Source organism: Streptomyces sp. NPDC049541 (assembly GCF_044465725.1).
Lineage (GTDB): Bacteria > Actinomycetota > Actinomycetes > Streptomycetales > Streptomycetaceae > Streptomyces.
The window spans coordinates 360,450-378,647 of the sequence record NZ_JBITLY010000003.1 but is presented as its reverse complement, the minus strand read 5'-3'; the positions used below and the strand labels follow the sequence as shown (position 1 = coordinate 378,647).

Annotated in this window: 19 protein-coding genes; 8 read left to right on the top strand and 11 right to left on the bottom strand. The window is 70.7% G+C overall.

Features of this window, described 5'->3' with window-relative positions; genetic code table 11:
* Window positions 1–117: 117 nt before the first annotated feature.
* Both ACIBW9_RS14040 and ACIBW9_RS14035 read left to right on the top strand, forming a co-directional pair.
* Window positions 118–1,185: a chitinase gene (locus tag ACIBW9_RS14040; RefSeq protein ID WP_398954608.1), complete on the top strand. Its 1,068-nt coding sequence runs from the start codon at window positions 118–120 to the stop codon at window positions 1,183–1,185.
* Between the two features lie 317 nt (window positions 1,186–1,502).
* Entirely contained in the window at window positions 1,503–2,357 is an 855-nt protein-coding gene (locus ACIBW9_RS14035) for a hypothetical protein (protein ID WP_398954606.1), read from the top strand.
* Between the two features lie 72 nt (window positions 2,358–2,429).
* Here the strand turns inward: ACIBW9_RS14035 and ACIBW9_RS14030 are convergent, their stop codons facing one another.
* A complete protein-coding gene (locus ACIBW9_RS14030) occupies window positions 2,430–3,023 on the bottom strand; it encodes a DUF4328 domain-containing protein (protein ID WP_398954604.1) in 594 nt (197 codons plus the stop codon).
* 209 nt (window positions 3,024–3,232) lie between these two features.
* Between ACIBW9_RS14030 and ACIBW9_RS14025 the strand changes: the two genes are divergently transcribed.
* Window positions 3,233–4,408 carry an acyltransferase family protein gene (locus ACIBW9_RS14025; RefSeq protein ID WP_398954602.1) on the top strand — a complete coding sequence of 392 codons (1,176 nt, stop codon included), beginning with the start codon at window positions 3,233–3,235 and terminating at the stop codon, window positions 4,406–4,408.
* Between the two features lie 10 nt (window positions 4,409–4,418).
* Here ACIBW9_RS14025 and ACIBW9_RS14020 read toward each other — a convergent pair whose 3' ends face one another.
* Window positions 4,419–5,093: a nucleotidyl transferase AbiEii/AbiGii toxin family protein gene (locus ACIBW9_RS14020; protein WP_398954600.1), complete on the bottom strand. Its 675-nt coding sequence runs from the start codon at window positions 5,091–5,093 to the stop codon at window positions 4,419–4,421.
* 82 nt (window positions 5,094–5,175) lie between these two features.
* On the opposite strand from ACIBW9_RS14020, the gene ACIBW9_RS14015 reads away from it, so the two are divergent.
* Entirely contained in the window at window positions 5,176–5,586 is a 411-nt protein-coding gene (locus ACIBW9_RS14015; protein WP_398954598.1) for a hypothetical protein, read from the top strand.
* A 42-nt stretch (window positions 5,587–5,628) separates the two neighbouring features.
* Here ACIBW9_RS14015 and ACIBW9_RS14010 read toward each other — a convergent pair whose 3' ends face one another.
* From ACIBW9_RS14010 to ACIBW9_RS14000, 3 genes are all read right to left on the bottom strand, one after another.
* Window positions 5,629–7,527, bottom strand: coding sequence for a YncE family protein (locus ACIBW9_RS14010; RefSeq protein WP_398954596.1), 1,899 nt, complete (start codon window positions 7,525–7,527; stop codon window positions 5,629–5,631).
* A gap of 254 nt (window positions 7,528–7,781) precedes the next feature.
* Window positions 7,782–8,195: a luciferase family protein gene (locus ACIBW9_RS14005; protein WP_398954595.1), complete on the bottom strand. Its 414-nt coding sequence runs from the start codon at window positions 8,193–8,195 to the stop codon at window positions 7,782–7,784.
* A 71-nt stretch (window positions 8,196–8,266) separates the two neighbouring features.
* Window positions 8,267–8,794: a GrpB family protein gene (locus ACIBW9_RS14000; RefSeq protein WP_398954593.1), complete on the bottom strand. Its 528-nt coding sequence runs from the start codon at window positions 8,792–8,794 to the stop codon at window positions 8,267–8,269.
* A gap of 98 nt (window positions 8,795–8,892) precedes the next feature.
* On the opposite strand from ACIBW9_RS14000, the gene ACIBW9_RS13995 reads away from it, so the two are divergent.
* The gene (locus ACIBW9_RS13995) at window positions 8,893–9,261 is read left to right on the top strand and encodes a DUF6479 family protein (RefSeq protein WP_398954591.1); all 369 of its coding nucleotides are present in this window, start codon (window positions 8,893–8,895) and stop codon (window positions 9,259–9,261) included.
* Between the two features lie 61 nt (window positions 9,262–9,322).
* On the opposite strand, the gene ACIBW9_RS13990 is transcribed toward ACIBW9_RS13995, so the two are convergent.
* Complete coding sequence (locus tag ACIBW9_RS13990; protein WP_398954589.1) at window positions 9,323–10,006, bottom strand: DUF6445 family protein; 684 nt, start codon at window positions 10,004–10,006, stop codon at window positions 9,323–9,325.
* Between the two features lie 246 nt (window positions 10,007–10,252).
* Here ACIBW9_RS13990 and ACIBW9_RS13985 point away from each other — a divergent pair, with 246 nt between their 5' ends.
* Together ACIBW9_RS13985 and ACIBW9_RS13980 are read left to right on the top strand one after the other, a co-directional pair.
* A complete protein-coding gene (locus ACIBW9_RS13985) occupies window positions 10,253–10,987 on the top strand; it encodes a DUF4142 domain-containing protein (protein ID WP_398954587.1) in 735 nt (244 codons plus the stop codon).
* A 252-nt stretch (window positions 10,988–11,239) separates the two neighbouring features.
* A complete protein-coding gene (locus ACIBW9_RS13980) occupies window positions 11,240–12,166 on the top strand; it encodes an LAETG motif-containing sortase-dependent surface protein (RefSeq protein WP_398954585.1) in 927 nt (308 codons plus the stop codon).
* A gap of 156 nt (window positions 12,167–12,322) precedes the next feature.
* On the opposite strand, the gene ACIBW9_RS13975 is transcribed toward ACIBW9_RS13980, so the two are convergent.
* The gene (locus ACIBW9_RS13975; protein ID WP_398954583.1) at window positions 12,323–13,288 is read right to left on the bottom strand and encodes a nucleoside hydrolase; all 966 of its coding nucleotides are present in this window, start codon (window positions 13,286–13,288) and stop codon (window positions 12,323–12,325) included.
* 48 nt (window positions 13,289–13,336) lie between these two features.
* Window positions 13,337–14,557, bottom strand: a complete 1,221-nt coding sequence (thrS, locus tag ACIBW9_RS13970) for a threonine--tRNA ligase (protein ID WP_398954581.1) — start codon at window positions 14,555–14,557, stop codon at window positions 13,337–13,339.
* 289 nt (window positions 14,558–14,846) lie between these two features.
* Between thrS and ACIBW9_RS13965 the strand changes: the two genes are divergently transcribed.
* The gene (locus ACIBW9_RS13965) at window positions 14,847–15,650 is read left to right on the top strand and encodes a hypothetical protein (RefSeq protein WP_398954579.1); all 804 of its coding nucleotides are present in this window, start codon (window positions 14,847–14,849) and stop codon (window positions 15,648–15,650) included.
* A 26-nt stretch (window positions 15,651–15,676) separates the two neighbouring features.
* Here ACIBW9_RS13965 and ACIBW9_RS13960 read toward each other — a convergent pair whose 3' ends face one another.
* The 3 genes from ACIBW9_RS13960 to ACIBW9_RS13950 all read right to left on the bottom strand — a co-directional run bounded on the left by ACIBW9_RS13960 (window position 15,677) and on the right by ACIBW9_RS13950 (window position 18,183).
* The gene (locus ACIBW9_RS13960) at window positions 15,677–15,955 is read right to left on the bottom strand and encodes a ribosomal protein L7/L12 (protein ID WP_398954577.1); all 279 of its coding nucleotides are present in this window, start codon (window positions 15,953–15,955) and stop codon (window positions 15,677–15,679) included.
* A gap of 57 nt (window positions 15,956–16,012) precedes the next feature.
* A complete protein-coding gene (locus ACIBW9_RS13955) occupies window positions 16,013–16,720 on the bottom strand; it encodes a GAF and ANTAR domain-containing protein (RefSeq protein ID WP_398954576.1) in 708 nt (235 codons plus the stop codon).
* Window positions 16,721–16,836: 116 nt separating this feature from the next.
* Window positions 16,837–18,183 (bottom strand): tetratricopeptide repeat protein, encoded by a 1,347-nt coding sequence (locus ACIBW9_RS13950; RefSeq protein ID WP_398954574.1) that lies wholly within the window; start codon window positions 18,181–18,183, stop codon window positions 16,837–16,839.
* Between the last annotated feature and the right edge of the window lie 15 nt (window positions 18,184–18,198).

Sequence of the window (18,198 nt, the reverse complement as noted above, 5' to 3'; positions counted from 1 at the left end):
CCCCAGAAGGGTCAGGTAACTGTAAAGAACCTTGACAGACAATTGGTCTAGTCCAAATATGGTCGTCTGTTCGCCCCCACACCCCTCCCCCTCTCCGCCGTCCCCTTGGGAGCGTCAATGAGACGACCGCGTCCTGCTCTTCGTGCGTTGCTGTCCTGCATCACCGTGACCGGCCTGGCGGCCGGTCTTGTCGCGCTCGGGGGAGGCGGGGCGTCCGCAGCGGATGCCGCGCGCTCGCGGCCCGTTGCGCCCATGCCCGCCCATGTCGCAGCCCCGTACTTCGAGGCGTGGACCGGGCAGAGCCCGGCCCAACTCGCCGCCGAGTCCGGGAACAAGTACCTGACCATGGCGTTTCTGCAGACGGACGCCGCCGGGTCGTGCGCCGCGTACTGGAACGGGGACACCACCCAGCCCATCTCCCACACGGTCTACGGCAAGGACATCGCGGCCATCCAGGCCCGCGGCGGCAACGTCGTCCCGTCGTTCGGCGGCTACGGCGCCGACACCACCGGTACCGAGCTCGCCGACAGCTGCACCAGCGTCGACGCCATCGCCAAGGTCTACGAGAGCCTCGTCACGACGTATGGGATCTCGCGCATCGACTTCGATGTCGAGGCGGACTCGATCAACAACAGCGCCGGGATCGACCGCCGCAACAAGGCCATCGCCCAGGTGCAGCGGTGGGCCCAACGCACCGGGCGGCGCGTGCAGTTCTCGTACACCCTGCCCACGACCGCCACCGGCCTCGCACCGAACGGCGTGGCGCTCCTCAAGAACGCCGTCGACAACCACGCGCGCGTGGACGTCGTCAACATCATGACGTTCGACTACTGGGACGGCGCCACCCATGACATGGCCGCCGACACCGAGACCGCCGGTGCCGGGCTCGTCGGCCGGCTCGCCGCGCTCTACCCCAAGAAGAGCCAGGCCAGGCTCTGGCACATGGTCGGTGTCACCGAGATGCCCGGTATCGACGACTTCGGGCCCCAGGAGACCTTCACCACCCAGGACGCGGTGAAGGTGGAGCAGTGGGCCGAAGCGAAGGGCATCAACACCCTTTCCTTCTGGGCGCTGCAGCGGGACAACGGCGGCTGCGTCGGCACCGCCGGCTCCAACTCCTGCTCCGGGATCGCGCAGGACACCTGGTACTTCAGCCACGCCTTCGAGCGGTTCACGCGCCGCTAGGGCACCAGGGCTCAGCACGGCATCCGCGCCCCCGCACCTGCCACCCGTGACCGGCCCCTCCCCCGGGGCCGGCACGGAGTTCCCCGCCAAAGCCGGCCCAGTGACTGTGATCAGCGCCACGCGCTCCCGCATCACCTGGCAGTTCCGGCGCTGACCTGGTCGTTCGACCCCAGTGTGCGAGACGTGCAGAGAATCCGCGCAGGAGAAGCACACAGACCTCACACAGTCTTTCGAAACCCTGGTTACCGTTGCAGCCCGTTCGAACTCGCATGCATCTTTGGTGCATCTCCCCGTGCGAAGGGTCAGGAAGACAGCGGATGGACTACTGCTCCTCATGCCGCCGGCACCTCAACGGCGCCCTGGTGTGCCCCGGTTGCGGTGCCTACGCCCCCGACATCGCACCGGTGACCTCCCACGGCCGCCCCGCCCCGGCGCCCGCCGCGACGGCGATGTGGCCGGAGGTCGAAGAACCCCCGGCGACCGACGCATACGCTGACGCCGAGACCGGCGCCGCGGCCGCGATCCCCCTGTCGGAAGGGCGGGCCGCCCGGCGCAGGCAGCGGGCCCGCTGGAAGAAGAACCAGCGCAAGGCCGTGGTCGCGACCGCCGTGGCACTCGTCGGCGGCGGCCTGACCGTCGCCTCGATGGACCGCGGCTCCAGCCACCGCGCCGAGGCGTCGACGGCGACGGACCTCTCCAGCATGGGCTCCGAGGACGGGACGGCGGACCAGAACGCCCAGCTGCCGCCCGCCGGCACGGGCAAGCACCGCAAGCCCGACGCCACGCCCGACCGCTCCGCCGCGACGAGCGGCAAGGTCCAGCAGCGTTCCGGGGTCGTCGCGTCCCACACCGATTCGGCACGTACGCAGCCGTACACCGCGGCCGCACACTCGACGCCGGCGACGAAGCCGGCCCAGCAGGGCTCCGTGGCCACCGTGAAGACGCCCTCCGTCGACACGACGGCCGTCACCGGCGGCACGACGACGACCACGCAGACCCCCTCCGCGACGCCCACGGGCAGCACGGGCTCGGGCACGTCGAGCACGTCCGGGTCCTCCGGGACGTCGGGCTCCTCCAGCACCTCGGGAACGTCCCCGTCGGGCAACACGTCGTCGTCCTCGGCGACCTCCCCGTCGGGGATCTGCGTGCTCGGTCTGCTGTGCGTCAGCTGACCTGACCTTCACCCCGAACCGTGACCCTGGCCGTGCCCGGCCAGGGTCGACTGGCTTCCAAGTGCCCTTGCCCTACGGCCGGTTCAGATGCCGCTCCTGTACGGCGGTGACGGCGCGGACGACGAAGATGCCGGCCACGGCCGCGCCGACGACCGCCGCGTCGGACGCCAGCAGCTGCCACACGTGCGTGTAGGCGCGGGCGATGATCTCGTCGGTGTTGTCGCCGTACATGAGGCCGACTCCGCTGAGCATGCCGATCAGCCACAGGCCCCACCACAGGTTCAGGGAGCGGGGCAGCCGCTCCCCGGGGGCGCTGGCGCGGTAGGCGTCCGCGATGATGCCGCGGGGGAACCACAGGTTGACGACGGGCACCACCCAGCCGAAGTAGACCCAGTTCCCGGAGTAGCGCGGCCTGGTCCCGGAGATCTCCCGCGCGTTGTCCCGGACCCGGCCCGTCCACATCAGGAACGCGATCGCGCAGACTGCCGCCGCGAAGCCCGACACCGTGGTGACGAGGTGGTACGAGTCCTCCAGCGAGGTCAGCGGACGGTGCACGCCGTCGCCCTGGTCCGGCGGCCCGGAGGCCGGCTCCCCCGCCATCGCCAGCCGGATGTGCCATACGCCCCGCGCCGCCCACCCGAGCCCGGCGAGAGCAAGGGCAGCCATGGTGACGAGACCTGCCACTCGGACCGGTTGCAAGGCGGGGGCGGGAGCAGCGGTGGGGGGCGCTATGTGATCGTTCACCGGGGCATCCTCGCCGACCACGGACGACGACCGCTACATCGACATACCCGACGGCGGGGCTTCACTCGTCTTTCACTTTGAACCCCGTGGCTGCCTGCGACGTATGTGTCGCTGTGGGTGGTGCCGCGCCCATGGACCGCGACCGGGCCGAAAGGAAGGGCCGAACAATTTTATTGGAATCGATCCGTCCCTACAGCAAGAATACCGATGTGGACGGTACGGGGGAATTAAAAGCAGGCAGTCATGTGCCGGGGCTTGACGGGCTTCGTGGGTTGGCTGCGCTGTATGTGGTTCTTTTTCACTGCTGGTTGCTTGCCTTTCCGGGGTTTCCCAGGAATTCGGGTCCCTTCTGGTTGGGCTGGCTGATGTACGGGCGACTCGCCGTCGTCTTCTTTCTCGTGCTGTCCGGGTTCTCGCTTGCGCTTTCGCCCGCGCGCCACGGCTGGCATCAGGGGGGCGTCGTCCGGTTTCTGCGGCGGCGGGCCCGGCGGATCCTTCCGCCGTACTGGGCGGCACTCGTGCTGAGCGTGGCCGTCGCGCATTTCGTGGTGCGGGCCTCGCACCACGGGCCGCCGGACTACAGGACGGTCGTCGTGTACGGCCTGGTGCTCCAGGACATGTTCACGGCTCGTACGCCGAACGGCGCGTTCTGGTCGATCGCCGTGGAGGCGGAGCTTTATCTCCTCTTCCCGGTGCTGCTTTTTCTCCGGCGACGGCTGGGGGCGGCGGTCCTGGTCAGCGGGGTGACACTGCTGGTGGTGGCGCGGGGCCTGCTCGCGGGGAACGCATCCCCGGTCGAAGGCGACAACTGGCTGGCCCCGAATCTGGTGCCCGTGTTCGCGGCCGGTCTGGTCGGTGCGGGAGTCGTCGTTGCGCGAGAGCGGGTCCGGCGGATGCCCTGGCATTGGCTTGCGGCTGCGGCGCTGGTTCCGGTCCTGGCGCTCGTCGCCGTCAAGGGGTCGGTCTGGACGGTGCGTCACTACTTCTGGGTGGATCTCGCGGTCGCTCCCGCCATGGGGATGTTCCTTGCGGCGGTCGGCACCGGGCGGCCTGCCTTTCTGCTGCGGCTACTTGCCACCCGGCCCATGCGCGGTCTCGGCAACTTCTCGTACAGCCTCTATCTCATCCATCTGCCGATCGTGATGACCGTGGTGCGGAAAATCGCCCCGGACCATGTGTCGGCGGGGCTGCCCACGTTCTTTTTCACGGTGGTGGTGGGGCTGCCTGTCTCGGTTCTGTCGGCATGGCTGTTCTCAGAATTCTTTGAGATGCCCTTCAAGCGGAAACGGGACCCGCGGGCCACGTGATACCGGGGGCTCACTCGTCCTCCGGCGGCTTCCCTTCCAGGAGGCGTTCAGCGATGTCGTCGGCCCATACCTGGGCCCACTGGCGGAGTTCCGCGATCGCGCCCGCGTCGAGGCCGTAGGCGGTGAACTCCCTGTCGTCCATCAGGTCCGCGCCGGACAGGCGCGCCTGAAGGTCGGTGAGGTCGAAGGTGTCCCGGGCGTGGCGGCGGCCGAGTTCCTCGAGTTCGGGGTGGGTCCAGCGGTCCGCGGCGGCTCGGACGTCGATGAGGTCCCGGGCAAGGCCCCGGTCGGCCAGGGCCCAGACCCTGGTGCCGACCACGTCCTCGAGGGAGAGGGCGGGGCCGTAGTCGGTCTGTACCGGCGGCCGCCACATGACTTCCTTGAGGACGTCCACCTCGCACTCGTCGCCGCTGTCCGGGTCGGTGACGATCAGCTGCGCGGAGAGAGGATCCGTCTCCAGCACCCTGACCCGCCAGCCCCGTTCCTCCAGCCCGGTCCGTAGGGCGGCACCGATCCGCTCCATGTCCTCGGGGTTCTCGGTGGCGACGTCGAGGTCCTGGCTCAGGTGCTCGACCAGGCCGTGCGCCTGCGCGGCGCAGTCGCCCGTGAGCACGAGCGGGTAGGCACTGCCCACGGCGAGCACGTCGGTCAGGATCCGACGCTGCAGGTCGGTCAGTGCGGCCATGTCCGGATTATGGCTCGTGGGAGCCGCACGCAGGCGCGATGACCAGCGGGTCCGGGCAGCGTGTTGTCGTCAGGGTGATCCCATGCGATGGGGGGACCGTCCGGTATGGGTCCGGTGGGTGGCGGCGGTGTACGTCATCGGCTTCCTGGAAGGAACGGGAGCGCACGCGTACTTCCTGGCGACGGGCGGGCTGCACACCTACGGCTACGCGCCACCGGCCGTACAGCTGCTGTTCCACGCGCTGTTGCTGCTGGATCCACTGGTCGCCCTGCTGATCGTCCGGGCCCGCCCGAGTGGCCCGCTGCTCGCCGCCGCGGTCATGCTGCTGGACCTGGCCGGCAACTGGGACGGCGCCTGGGACGCCGTGCTGGCGGATCCGGTGGCTTGTCTGCGTCCTGTCGGGCTGTTGCCCATGACCGTGCTCGGCCTCTTCGTCGTGGTCACCGCGCTTCCGTTGCGGCAAGGACTGGTGAACGCCGAAAGCGCCGGGTGATGGCATTCGCCACCGGCCCGGCGCTCCTCTCGCATCCGTCGGCTAGTTGGTGAAGTACAGGTACTTCCAGTCGCTGTACGTGTTCGAGTTGACGTTGTCACCCGACGAGTTGTTGATGTACGCCGCGCGGACACGGGCCTTGATGCCGGACTGGCCCGGGGCGCCCAGGCTCACCGCGGACTTGCCGTTCGAGCCGAGGGCGAAGTACTCGGGGCTGCCCTCGGTCGGGTACCACTTGCCCTCGTAGTAGACCTCGAGCTCGAGGCGCTGCTTGCGGCCCGGATAGTACGTCATGGTCGTCGTCACGACCGGCGAGGTGCTCTTGTGGAACCAGTAGTACGTGTGCGAGCCGATCGCGGCCTTCTTGTAGTTCTTGGTGACGGCCGTGGAGACCTTCACCCTCGCGTAGCCCGTGGACTTGACCGTCCTGGGTGCGTAACGGGCGTCGCCCTTGAAGACCGCGGTGACGTCGGTGTCGCGGGTCATGTCGACGATCGCGGAGATGTTGCCGCTCGAGTCGACCGTGCCCGTCTTCAGCAGCTTGTTGGGCTTGTCGCCGCCGTAGGGGTTGGCCCAGATCTCCACCGTGCGGTTCTTGTACGTCGTCCCGAGGTGCGCGGTGAACTTCACGTCGGCGCCGTACGAGTACACCTTGCCGTTGTTGTTCAGGCTCAGCGAGGTCGCGTTCCGGGACACCGCGACCTTGTCGCTCGCGCTGACCGCCGAGTGGTCGGCGTCGCCCGCGTACGTCGCCTTGTAGGTGACGGTGCCGCCGGCCGGAGGGGTGTCGTTGAAGGAGTACGTGCCGTCCGCCCTCACCGTGACGGCGGGCAGCGCCTTGCCGTTGGGGGAGTCCAGGTCGGTACGGGTGACCTGCAGCTTCACACCGGCCGGCAGCGCGACCGAGGCCGAGATCCTGCCGGTGACGGTGAGCTGCCTGGCACGGGTCGCCGTCGAGGGGGCGTTGAGCGTGAGGGTCGGGTTGTTCAGCGTCGGGTCGCCCAGCACCTTGAGGCTGTAGCCGCCGTTCCCGCCGTCCGCGCCCACCAGCGCGAAGACCTTCGTGAGGTCCGGCGCCCAGGTGAGGGCGGCCGTGTGGGCGCTGCCGAGGTCGTACGTGTGCAGCGGCAGCGTGGCGTTGGGCTTGTACGTGACGACCTTGCCGCCGTTGACCTGGGCGATCAGGCCGTTCGGGGCGACGTCGGCGAGCTGGCCGTCCGGGTAGGAGCCGGCCGCCTTGAACTTGCCGTCCGCGTACGCGTCCCGGTCCTTGCCGTTGACCAGCACCTGCGTGCCGCCGGGGACCAGGTCGATGTCCCCGATGCCGTCGTTCAGCGTGTAGTCGCCGTTGTAGTACGCCACCATCGCGGGCTTGCCGCTCGAGACGTCGAGCACGGCCATCGAGTCCGTGGACAGGCCGGTCTCACCGACGGCGAGGATGCCCGGCTGGCTCGGGTCGGTGTCCAGCAGGCCCTGGCCCCAGATGCTGCCCCCGGTCGGGAACTGCGTCAGCGTCACCGGGTCGGTGCCGCTCGTCGGGTCCACCGCCGGGTCGACCGAGCCGAGGTTGCCCTCCCACTGGTCGCCGTACGTGAACCACACCTTGCCGCCGCTGAAGGCGATGTGGCGCGGGCCGTAGTTGGTGGAGACCGTGTAGCGGGTCTTGACGTCGAGGCTGGCCGCGTCGATGGCCCAGATCTCGTGGAGCTGCGGAGCGGCCGCGTAGACCGTGGCCCCGTCCTCTGAGACCGCGAGGTCGCTGACACCGGTGACGCCGCCCACCGAACCGAGGACGGCACCGGAGTAGTCGGTGACCGCGACGGTCCCGGCGGAGCTGTCACCGACGAACACCCGCTTCAGCGGGCCGTCCGCGACGATGCCGCCGGGCGAGGTGACATGGGCCGTCGCCGCCGAGGCGGTGCCCGCCGCGACGACGCTCATTGCCGCCGAGCTGAAGAGGACCGCAAGCGCTGTCGCGGTCGAGATGCTGCGCGTACGCACAGTGATGTAACCCCCACAGGAAAACCCGGTGTGTGACCGGGGAGATGAGTGCGCCGCGCAGCACCCGGACATGACCGCTCTACGGCGGTGACGCGCGGGGCGCGGCTGCCTGGAGCAGCGTATGGCATGCCTGTGACAGTTGTGCAGGGGGTTTCCGGTGTGCGGGGGTCCGGTGCAGGGTCCTGCTGTCGGCCTTATCCGGCCTCGTCGTCGGCCTCGTCGTCGCCATCGGCCTCGTCGCGGGCCAGCACCGTCACGCGGTGGAAGTTGCACACGGCCGGCGTCGGGTGTCCCGGGTGGGCGGAGTGGGCCTTGAGGGCCACGCTGACCAGGCTGAGCAGCAGGTCGACATCGGTCTCGCAGTCGAGATGGACGGTGACCCAGCGGGAGCCGGGCACCAGGCGGATGGCGGTCGACTCCGCGAAGTCGTAATGCAGCCGCTGGATCGCGCGGGCGGTGAAGTGCAGGTCCACGTCCCGCTCGGAGTGGAAGTGCACGATCTCGTCGCGTGCGGAACGCAGCGCCCGGCCGGTGCCGCAGCCGGCCTCGCACGGGCTGAGGTCGGGCCACGCGGCCAGTTGGTCCATGGCTCTCTGCGCCGGTGTCATGCGCCCATGGTGCGGCGCTCACCGCACGGACACCAGGGCTTGAGCGATCCGTAACCCGCGGGAGACCTACCTCACTTCGGCCCCTTTTCCCCTACCGGCTCCGGCGGCAGACCGCGTTCCGCGCGGGCCCGGTCGGTCAGCTCCTGCACGAGCGCCGTCTTCGCACGCGAGTAGTCCCGGGCCGGGGTGCCGGCCGCCACCAGGGACCGTTTGAGTGCGGCGTACCGGGCCGCCTCCTCGGGGTGGGCGCGCAGGTGGTCCCGCAGCAGGCGCTGGTTGCGGGTGGGCCAGCTGTCCCGCGTCACCACGTGCAGGATGTGGCTGCGGACGCCGGCCTCGGCGCGGACGTACAGGAGCCGGTCGGTCATTCCGTTGTCGTGGGGGAGGAACCCGAGCGCGGCGAGCGCCGGCTCGTGGGGGCCGACGTCGGCGAGGGCCGGTACGGCCGCCATGAGATCGATGACGGGCTTCGCCGCGAGGCCCGGGACGGCGGTGGAGCCGATGTGTTCCAGCGCGACGAACAGGCCGGGGGCCGCCGTGCGGAGGGCGTCCGCGGCGGTGGATGCCTTGCGGGGCCAGTCGGGGTCGTAGTCGACCACGCGTACCGCCCGCACCCTATGCCCAGCCCTGGAGGGACCCTTGACCTGGAAAAATACCGAACACTCCCTAATCGCTCCCTTTCGGCGATAATGAGGGCATGAGTACTGCGACGTTTGTTGTTGCGGCCACGTCGAGTGAGGTACTCAACGTGATCGCCGCCTTTGTCGGTGGCCTGATCATCGCTGGCGCACTGATCTGGGCCGTGCAGTTCGGCATGAGGGTCCGGGACCGCGAACTGCCGCGGCCCAACCCGGATGAGCAGCCCCACCTCCCCGCCGGCGGCCCCGTCCGGGAGACGCGCGAGATCCGGGAACCCGACGAGGTGCCGCACGCCGAGGGCAAGGAACGACTCATGCCCTACGAGCTCCACCCATCCGGAACGAGGACAGGGAAGGACCAGCACCGCAGGCGCTGGCTGCCCGGCTCCAGCGGCTCCTTCGGCAGCGGCGGCATGGGGCGCGTCTGAGGCCCCGTACGTCCCCTACGTCATCAAGCTCCACTACGTCGTCCAGCTACGCCATCCAGCTCTACGCCATCCAGAAGAACACCGCCGTCATGCGCTTCTCCTCCAGCGTGCTGCCGGAGTAGCCCGTGGCGCTGTGCACCAGGTTGGCGTTGTAGAGAAGCAGACGGTTGTACTTGTGCGGGACCCGCACGTCCTCCTCGAAGTGGTCCCCGGGCACGAACCGCGTTCCGAGGGCCTCGACGAGGTTGTTGTGCGGGGCCTGCACGATGTTGCCGCCGAGCCGGCCGCCGGGCAGGGACTGCCGGTAGAAGGCGGTCCCGCAGTCCTTGGAGACGCCGGGGTTGAGGTACAGCACCGCCGCATACCGGCACAGCGCACGGGAGTCGGTGTGCGGGCGCGGCTCGCTCTCGCCCTCGCCGACGACCTGGATGCAGTTGTGGTTGAGGGTGCCGCCGCCCGGAGCCTCCTGCACCCACAGTTCCTTCGCCCCGGTCGACTTCTTCACCAGGCGTTCCACGCGGGCGAGTTCGGCGGGCTCCAGGCCCGGCATGGTGCGCAGGCCCGGCCAGGTCTCCGAGGTGTACGGGTATCCCTTGACCCAGTCGTCCTTGGCGAGACAGCGCTCGCGTACGGCGTCCACGTCGGGCAGGACGTCATCGATGACCCAGTAGTCGCGGCCCTTCGTGGGCTTGCGGTAGGGCAGGACGGGCAGGGCTACCGGGGCTTTCCTGGGCTGTGGGGGCATGGGGGCGAATTTAGGTCCGGTGTTCGTCTTGTCTCTCCCGTGAAATGGTCAACATTCCGTCAACCGGCCGGGACCCGCAGGCCGTTACCTGCCTCACACCCGCCGGTTTTTACCAAACCAAAAGGTTCCGCGGCCGAACCCCATCCGTACTCCTCTCCGTCCGACCCCCGCCATCCACCGGCGGGAACCGCCGACCGGGCAGGAGGCACGGTGCGCTTTTCGCGGAATGCGACGGGAACTCTCTTCGTGGGCGGGGCCCTCAGTCTGACCCTGGCCGCGCTCGCCTATCCCGCGATGCTCGGAGTCAACACGGTGTCGAGCGACGGATCGAGAGTCATCGCTCAGACCCAGTGGGGGCCGCTGACGGAGGCCGACCGGGACTTCGTGGTCAAGGTGCGCGCGGCCGGACTGTGGGAGTACCCCGTGGGCCAGATGGGCCTGAAGAAGGGGCAGAGCCAGGCGGTGATCACCGCGAGCAAGCACCTCATCGACGGACACGCCGCGCTGGACGCCAGCTGCCGCAAGATCAGCACGATGCTGAACATCACGATCCCCAACGTGGCCAGCCCCCAGCAGGTCGGCTTCGTCAACACGCTCGCCGCCGACCAGGGCAAGCAGTTCGACACGGACTTCGCCAACATCCTGCGCGTGACGCACGGTTCGATCTTCAACACGATCGCGAAGATCCGCTCGACGACCAAGAACACGGTGGTGCGCGTGCTGGCCAACCAGGCCAACGCGACCGTCCTCGACCACATCACGGTCATGGAGCAGACCGGTCTGGTCAACTTCGATCAGGTCCTCTTCCAGGAGACGACCCCGCCGAAGCTGCCCGCCTCGGACCTGACCCCGCCGCCCCCGGTCGCGGGCCAGCCGGAGGTCGTCCTCACCCCGCCGGTGGACAGCACCACCCAGCCGCCGGTCCTGCCGGGCGAGTCCTCGACCGGCCAGAACGCGGCACCGAGCCCGACCGTGAGGTGAGAAGCGGGCGGCTCCGCGGTACTGGAGCCGCCCGTTCCGGCTGTGGCGAAATTGTAATAGACCGTTGAACTACTCGTCGGTTACCGCTGGTTGACAGCGTTCCGCCAACAGATCCACGATGTGATCGCACTGAGGCGCATGTGACCAATGGGCCCGGTGTTCCTCAAACCATTCACCCCGGTGCGGCCGGGCGCGACGTGCTGCCCTGCGCCGCCGTGCCGGGCACTGCACACGCCAAGATGGGGATTCTGCATGTCCATGGCCAGACGTGTCACCGCCCGCCGCCTGCTGGGAACGGGCGCCGCCTCGCTCGCCCTGTGCGCCGCCACCGTAGCCGCGGCCTCGGGCGCCTGGGCCACCGGCACGCCCGGCGGTGACGGCTGGAAGCATGCCGACGGCTACCGTCCCGGCACCGGTGCCGGCACCAAGACGGAGACGGACCGCTGCCAGTTCTCGCTGGACGGCACCAGCTTCTACGACTCGGTCAAGGTCGACGACCAGACCCTGAAGCCCACCGACGACGGCAAGATCCACATCAAGGTCCGTACGGCGGGCGACGCCACGACCTGCACGGCCTCCCTGGCCTCCTATCTCGCGCACGGCCCGTCCTTCGCCACCTCCGGCGAGCAGGTCTTCGTCGACTTCGACTCGGTGACGGTCAAGCAGGGCCAGACCGACTCCCTCGACATCGCGGTGCCGGACGCGGGCTGCTTCGCGCAGATCGACCTCTACCGGGGCGCCGTGAAGTTCGACGGCAAGCTGGACGCCAAGGACGGCTTCGAGCACGGCGATCTGCCCAAGGGCCCGGACCACCCGGTCATCAAGGACAAGCTGATCGCGTCCTGGAACGGCGGCACGAAGGACTGCACGAGCACCGAGTCGCAGCCGCCGTCCAGCCCGCCGGCCACGACCCCGGCCTCCGAGCAGCCCTCGACGCCGGCCGAGGAGAGCCCCACCCCGACCCCGAGCGCCTCCGAGTCGACGCCGAGCGCGACCGACACCCCGGTCGCCTCCGCGTCGACCACCGTCCCCGCGGCCACCCCGAACGGCGGCGGCGGTGGCCTCGCGGAGACCGGCGGCGGCAGCGACTCCGGCCTGATCGCCGGCGGCGCCGCGGCCCTCCTGGCGGCCGGCGGAGCGATCGTCGTCGTGACCAGGCGCCGCCGCACGGCCCGATAGCCACTCCCGATACGAACGCCCCGGAGACCCCCGCTCCGGGGCGTTCGTGCACCGCCGCAGCCGCGGGCAATCCTGCGGCCAAGGGCGGCACGGGCGGGCGCAGCGGCACCCCGCACGCGGGCAAGCCCCCCGTGGCCCCGCGCCCCCAGCGGAGCGCTAACGCTCCACCGTCTCCAGGTACAGCTTCACGTACCGGTTCGCGTCCACGTCCAACGCCACGTCCACCAGCGGCTGTTCACGGACGCCCTCGTGGATCTCCGACTCTCCGGGGCGAGGGCGGCGGTCGACGATCGTCTGGCCGCGGGTCGGGCCCGGGGCGAGGGCGACCTCGACCGGGAGGAGGCGGCTGGTGATGCCCGCGGGGTCGACGACCGTGCAGACCGCGCCCGCGTCGCCGAGACCGCCGGCCTCCTCCGCCTCGGGGGCCTCGCCCTGGTGCGCCGGACGGTGGGCGAGGAGTTCACCGGCCAGCCGGGTGCCGGGCTCGGTGCTCGCGCGCAGCCGGTGCACCTCGACGCTGGGCACGACGACCTGAGTGAAGACGTCCAGGCCGTACATCGTGATCGGCACCCCGGCGGTGAGCAGGACGGCGGCCGCCTCCGGGTCGTGCCAGACGTTGAACTCGGCGACCGCCGTGGCGTTCCCGGTGGCCACCGCGCCGCCCATGAACACGATCCGCTCGATGTTGCGGGTGACTTCGGGGTGGGTGCGCAGCAGCAGGGCGATGTTGGTCAGGGGCGCGGTGGGGACGAGGGTGACCGGGCGCGGCGAGGCGAGGATCTCGCGGCGCAGCAGGGTGATCGCGTCCACGTCGGCGGGGGTGCGGGTGGGCGCGGGCAGCCCGAGGTCGCCCATGCCGTCCAAGCCGTGCACATGCCGTGCCGAGCGCGCCGGTTCGATCAGCGGGCGCTCGGCTCCGCGGCCGACGGGGATGTCGGGGGCGCCGGCCTGCTCCAGCACGGTGAGGGTGTTGCGGACGACGCCGTCCACGTCCGTGTTCCCGGCGACGCAGGTGACCGCGCGCAGGTCGATCCCCGGGTGGCGGACGGCGAACAGCAGGGCCAGGGCGTCGTCGACACCCGTGTCGCAGTCGATGATCACCGGGATGGGCTGACCGGTCACGGCCGGGCTCCTCTCACTACGCCGACACGGGTCGCTACGACAGTGACCTTACGCAGCCGCCCACAGTTCGGCGCCACGGGTCCGGACGCACTCCCCGATCCGCTCCAGCAGCCGTTCCGCCGGTACGGCACCCGGCCGCCGTCCGTCCCGCAGCCGTAGGGCCGCCAGGTCGCCCTCGGCCTCCCGTTCGCCGATCACCGCCTGGTACGGCGCCAGGCGCGCCGCCCGGATGCGCGCGCCGAGGCTGCCCTGCTCGGGAGCGGCCACCTCCGCGCGCAGTCCGCGTGCCAGGGCCCGCCGTACGAGGTCGTGCGCCTGCTCCTCCTGGGCCTGGGACACCGGCAGCACCACGAGCTGGACGGGTGCGACCCAGGCCGGGAAGGCCCCGCCGTGCTCCTCGATCAGTTGCGCCACCGCGCGCTCCACGCTGCCGATGATGCTGCGGTGGACCATGACCGGCCGGTGCTTCGCGCCGTCGGCGCCGATGTAGTGCAGATCGAAGCGTTCGGGCTGGTGGAAGTCGATCTGGACGGTGGAGAGGGTGGCCTCGCGGCCGGCGGAGTCGACGACCTGGACGTCGATCTTGGGCCCGTAGAAGGCGGCCTCGCCCTCCGCCGCCTCGTACGCGACACCGGCACCCGCCAGCACCTCCTCCAGCAGCGCGGTGGCCCGTTTCCACAGCTCCGGGTCGGCGACGTACTTGCCGCCCTCCCCCGGCAGGGACAGCCGGTGGCGGGCCGCGCGGATGCCGAGGTCGGCGTAGGCCCGGCCGATCAGCTCCAGCGCGTCGCGGGCCTCGTCCACGGCCTGCTCCAGGGTGCAGAAGATATGGGCGTCATTGAGCTGGATGGACCGTACGCGGGTCAGGCCGCCGAGCACCCCGGACAGCTCGGAGCGGTACATTCCGCCCAACTCGGCGATGCGGAGCGGCAGTTCGCGGTAGCTGTGCGACCGGGACCGGTAGATGAGGGCGTGATGGGGGCACAGGCTCGGCCGCATCACGACCTCCTCACCACCCAGGTTCATCGGCGGGAACATGTCGTCGCTGTAGTGGTCCCAGTGCCCCGAGATCTCGTACAGCTCGCGCTTGCCGAGCACGGGCGAGTACACGTGCCGGTAGCCGGCCGCGCGTTCCAGGTCCCGGATGTACTCCTCCAGGACGTGCCGCACGACCGCGCCGTCGGGCAGCCAGTACGGCAGCCCCGCGCCCATCAGCGGGTCGGTGTCGAACAGTTCCAGCTCACGGCCGAGCCGACGGTGGTCGTACATGGTCTCTCTCCTCGCGATGGGAGGGCGAGCAACCCACGACGAAGCCCCGGGGCACTCGCCCCGGGGCTTTTGACATCCAGTCCATGGATCAGCGCGCCGGGACACTCTCCGGCGTCGTCGTCAGGAACGACTGTGCGCGCTGCATGGGAGGACGGTAACGCGGGGGCCGGGAGGAAGCCACGGGTTTTTGCGCGGGGCGTAACCCGGACGGCCCGGCGCGCTGGTGGGGCGTCCTGGGCGGTGGTCCCTTGGAGAGGTAACCGATCTTGAGGTGGCCAGGAGGCGTCCGATGACCCGCACCCCGTCCCGTGTCCTCGTCGCCTCCGTGATGTCCGCGGGGGCGCTGATGAGCGCGAGCGCGTGCGGTCTCATCGTGGGCGTGGGCCCGGCACCGGGGACGAAGGAGAAGGCGCCCACCGCCTCGCACAGCGCCGTGCACAGCGCGAAGCCGTCCCCCACGGCCCCCGCCGCACCGCCGCCCCTCACCGAGGCGCAGGCTCAGGCCGCGCTGGTGACCCAGACGGATCTGGGTGCGCCGTGGGCGCCCACGCAGGGGGCCGCGACCTGGCGGGACGGGGTGCTCAAGGCCCACGCCGACGTGCCCGAGTGCCGCAAGCTCCTCGATGCGCTGTACACGGACGACCTGTTCGGTGCGGACGCCACGGGGACGCGGGCCGTGGTCGGGCTCGACGACGCCATGGACCAGACGCAGCTGCGGTACCAGGTGCTGGCGCTGCAGCCCGCCGCCGTGTCCCGGACGCTGACCTGGATGCGGACCCTGCCGAAGACCTGCGCCAAGTTCACGGCGGTGACCGGGCGCGGCACCCTCCAGAACGTCCGGGTCGACGAGGCCGTACTGCCGGTGGTCGGCGACGACCGGCAGGGGCTGCGGGTCACGGTCACCAGCGCGACGGCGACCGGCGAACAGACCCTGCTCACCCTCGACGTCGCCGTGGTCCGCGCCGGCCAGGACACGATCGCCCTGTCCCACGGCGGCACGGGCGACGTGTCCGCCGACACCACGAAGGCCTTCGTACAGGTGGGTGCGCAGCGGCTGGCCGATGTCAGGAAGCAGCCCCGGCTGCGCGTCTGAGACGGCGGCCGCCCGATGACCGAGGTCTAAGCGAGCTTCTCCACGGCCTCCTTGGCCTCCCTCAGGCCCGCCCCGGTCGCCTCCCGGTACACCTTGATCGCCTGGATCTTCTTGCCGTCCCGCAGCAGCGCGTTCACCTCGTCCGACCACGGTTCGGGCTCGTTGAGTCCCAAGTGGCCGAGGACCAGGTCGAGTTTGCGCTCGATACGGGCCGCTCGTCTGTCCGCGCGGGAGATCCGGTTCTCGATGCTGCCGATACCGAAGAGCACCAGCAGGGTGAGCAGGGAGATACCCAGTATGTCCATGCCGTGATCATAGGGATCTCGGGATCTCGGGATCCTGGGGTCCGGTCGCGCGGTCGCTCAGTCGCCGTCCAGTCGCTCCCGGTGCGAGATGACGTCGTGCGCCACCTCGAGGGCGGTGCGGCCCTGCGCGAAGGCGCGGGCACGCAGCCGGGCCGAGGCCTCCTCGGCGTCGACGCCGAGCTGCGCCATGAGCATGCCGATGGCCTGGTAGACCTCGTCGTGTTCGTCGGCCAGACCGGCCAGCCAGGCCTCCTCGCCACCGCTGCCGCTCTCCTCCCGCGGCAGGGTGGTGAGGGCCAGCGTCATGACGGCGGCCACGAGCTGTGCACGGCGCAGCTCGTCCTCGGTCAGGCCGCCCGGGGTATCGCGGTAGAGGTCGAGCGTGCCCACGGTCAGGCCGTCATCGCTGCCCAGCGGCATCGAGTACACGGCCCGGACACCGACGGCCGCCGCCTGCCGGGCGAACACCGGCCAGCGGTGCAGGTCCCGGCCGGCGGTCAGGTCGCAGGCGAGCACGGGGGCCCCGTCCCGGTAGGCGTGCAGCCACGGGCCGTCACCGAGGGTGGTCTGTGCCTCCGCGAGAAACCAGGCCAGGGAGTTGCTCGCGGCGAGCCGGATGGGTATTCCGCTGCTGCGCAGCGACACGCTCGCGCCGACGACCGGCAGCAGCTTCACCGCCGCCGCGCACAGCCGGGCCGGTGTCTCCCCGGGCCGGGCATCGCGCACGACCTCGGCGATCACGTCGACGGCCCTTACTGCGTCCACGGCCATCGCCTCCTCCGATCGCAGCGGGGCCTGCATCTGGGGGCGCTGCCCGACTACCCCTGCCCCCGGGTGCGAAACGCCGTCGGCCCGCCGGCCAGGCAGGGCGCCCCCCGGCGTCACAGGGGAGGCTGTGCCGGTGCGGGTCCGAGGGTGGTGGTGCCGGGGGCCGTACGGTGGCCGAGGCCCGTGCGGTAGGCGTCCAGGGCCGCCTCCACCCGGCCGGTGCGGCGCAGCAGATCGCCGAGCAGCCGGCACAGGTCGGCCAGGTCACCGGCCGCGCCCGCCCGCTCCAGCATGCTCAGGGCACGGACGTAGTGCTCCTCGGCGGCCTCCGTGTCGCCGGTGTCCTCGGCGATGATGCCGAGCAGCCGGTGGGCGGCGGCGGAGTGCAGGGCGCCGCGCTCGGGGCCCAGAGCGTCGCTGAGCACGTTCTGCAGAAGGGCCGCGGCCTCGTCGGACTTGCCGCGCCGGTGCAGTACGTCGGCGAGCTCCACGGCGACCTGGCTGCTGTAGAGGGCGGCGCGCCCCGCGGAGAGCATGTCGAGGGCCTGCCTCAACTCGCCCTCCGCGCGGTCGAGTTCTCCGTTCTGGGCGCACACATAGCCGCGCATCCAGTGGCAGTTGGCCAGTTCGGTGCGGATCTGGAGGGTGCGATACAGCTCGGCGGCCTTGGCGAGGGAGGCGTCGGCCTCGGCGATACGGCCCTCGGCGAGCAGCGTGCGGGCCACCGAGCGGTGCATACGGGCGACGAGCGCGGGGTCCTGGCACTGCGGGGCGAGGGCGAGCGCGAACTCGGCGGCCTGGGCGGCGCGGGCCTGGGCGCCCATGTCCATGTAGGGGCCGATGACGCTGGCGTAGAGGAGGAGCAGCGCGTCCGGGTCGTGCAGCCCGCTGCGGTTCAGCTCGTCGAGCGCGGACTCCAGCAGGTAGACGGCGTAACGGAGTTCACCGGCCAGGTAGTGGGAGACGGCCCGCCCGCGCAGGGCGGGCACCCGGGCGGGCAGCGGTACGTCGGCGAGTGCGCGCTCGGAGCGCTCGAAGTACTGCCGGGCGGCCTCCAGCTCTCCGGTGTCCAGCGCGCATTCGCCGAGCCCGAGCAGGGCGACCGCCTGGACGTCGACGAGTTCGTGGCGCTCGGCCTCGGCGAGCAGCACGGCGTACTGCTCGGCCGCCTGCTCCGCCTCGCCGCCGGCGAGCGTGCGCTGCGCCTCGGTCAGCCGGAGGCGCAGATCGGTGGCGAGGCGGGCCGGACGCCCGGTGACCAGCTCCTCGTAGGCGATACCGAGGCGCTCGGCGATGTGCCTGAGCGCCTCGGCGGAGGGGCGGACCCGGCCGGCCTCCAGGGTGGAGATGTAGGCGGGGGTGTAGGCGGGCTCCGCCAACTGCCGCTGGGTGAGCCCGCGTTCGGACCGCAACTGCTGGACTCTGCGACCGATGGTCACCGGATCATCACGGTCCGACACGACAACTCCCCCTGA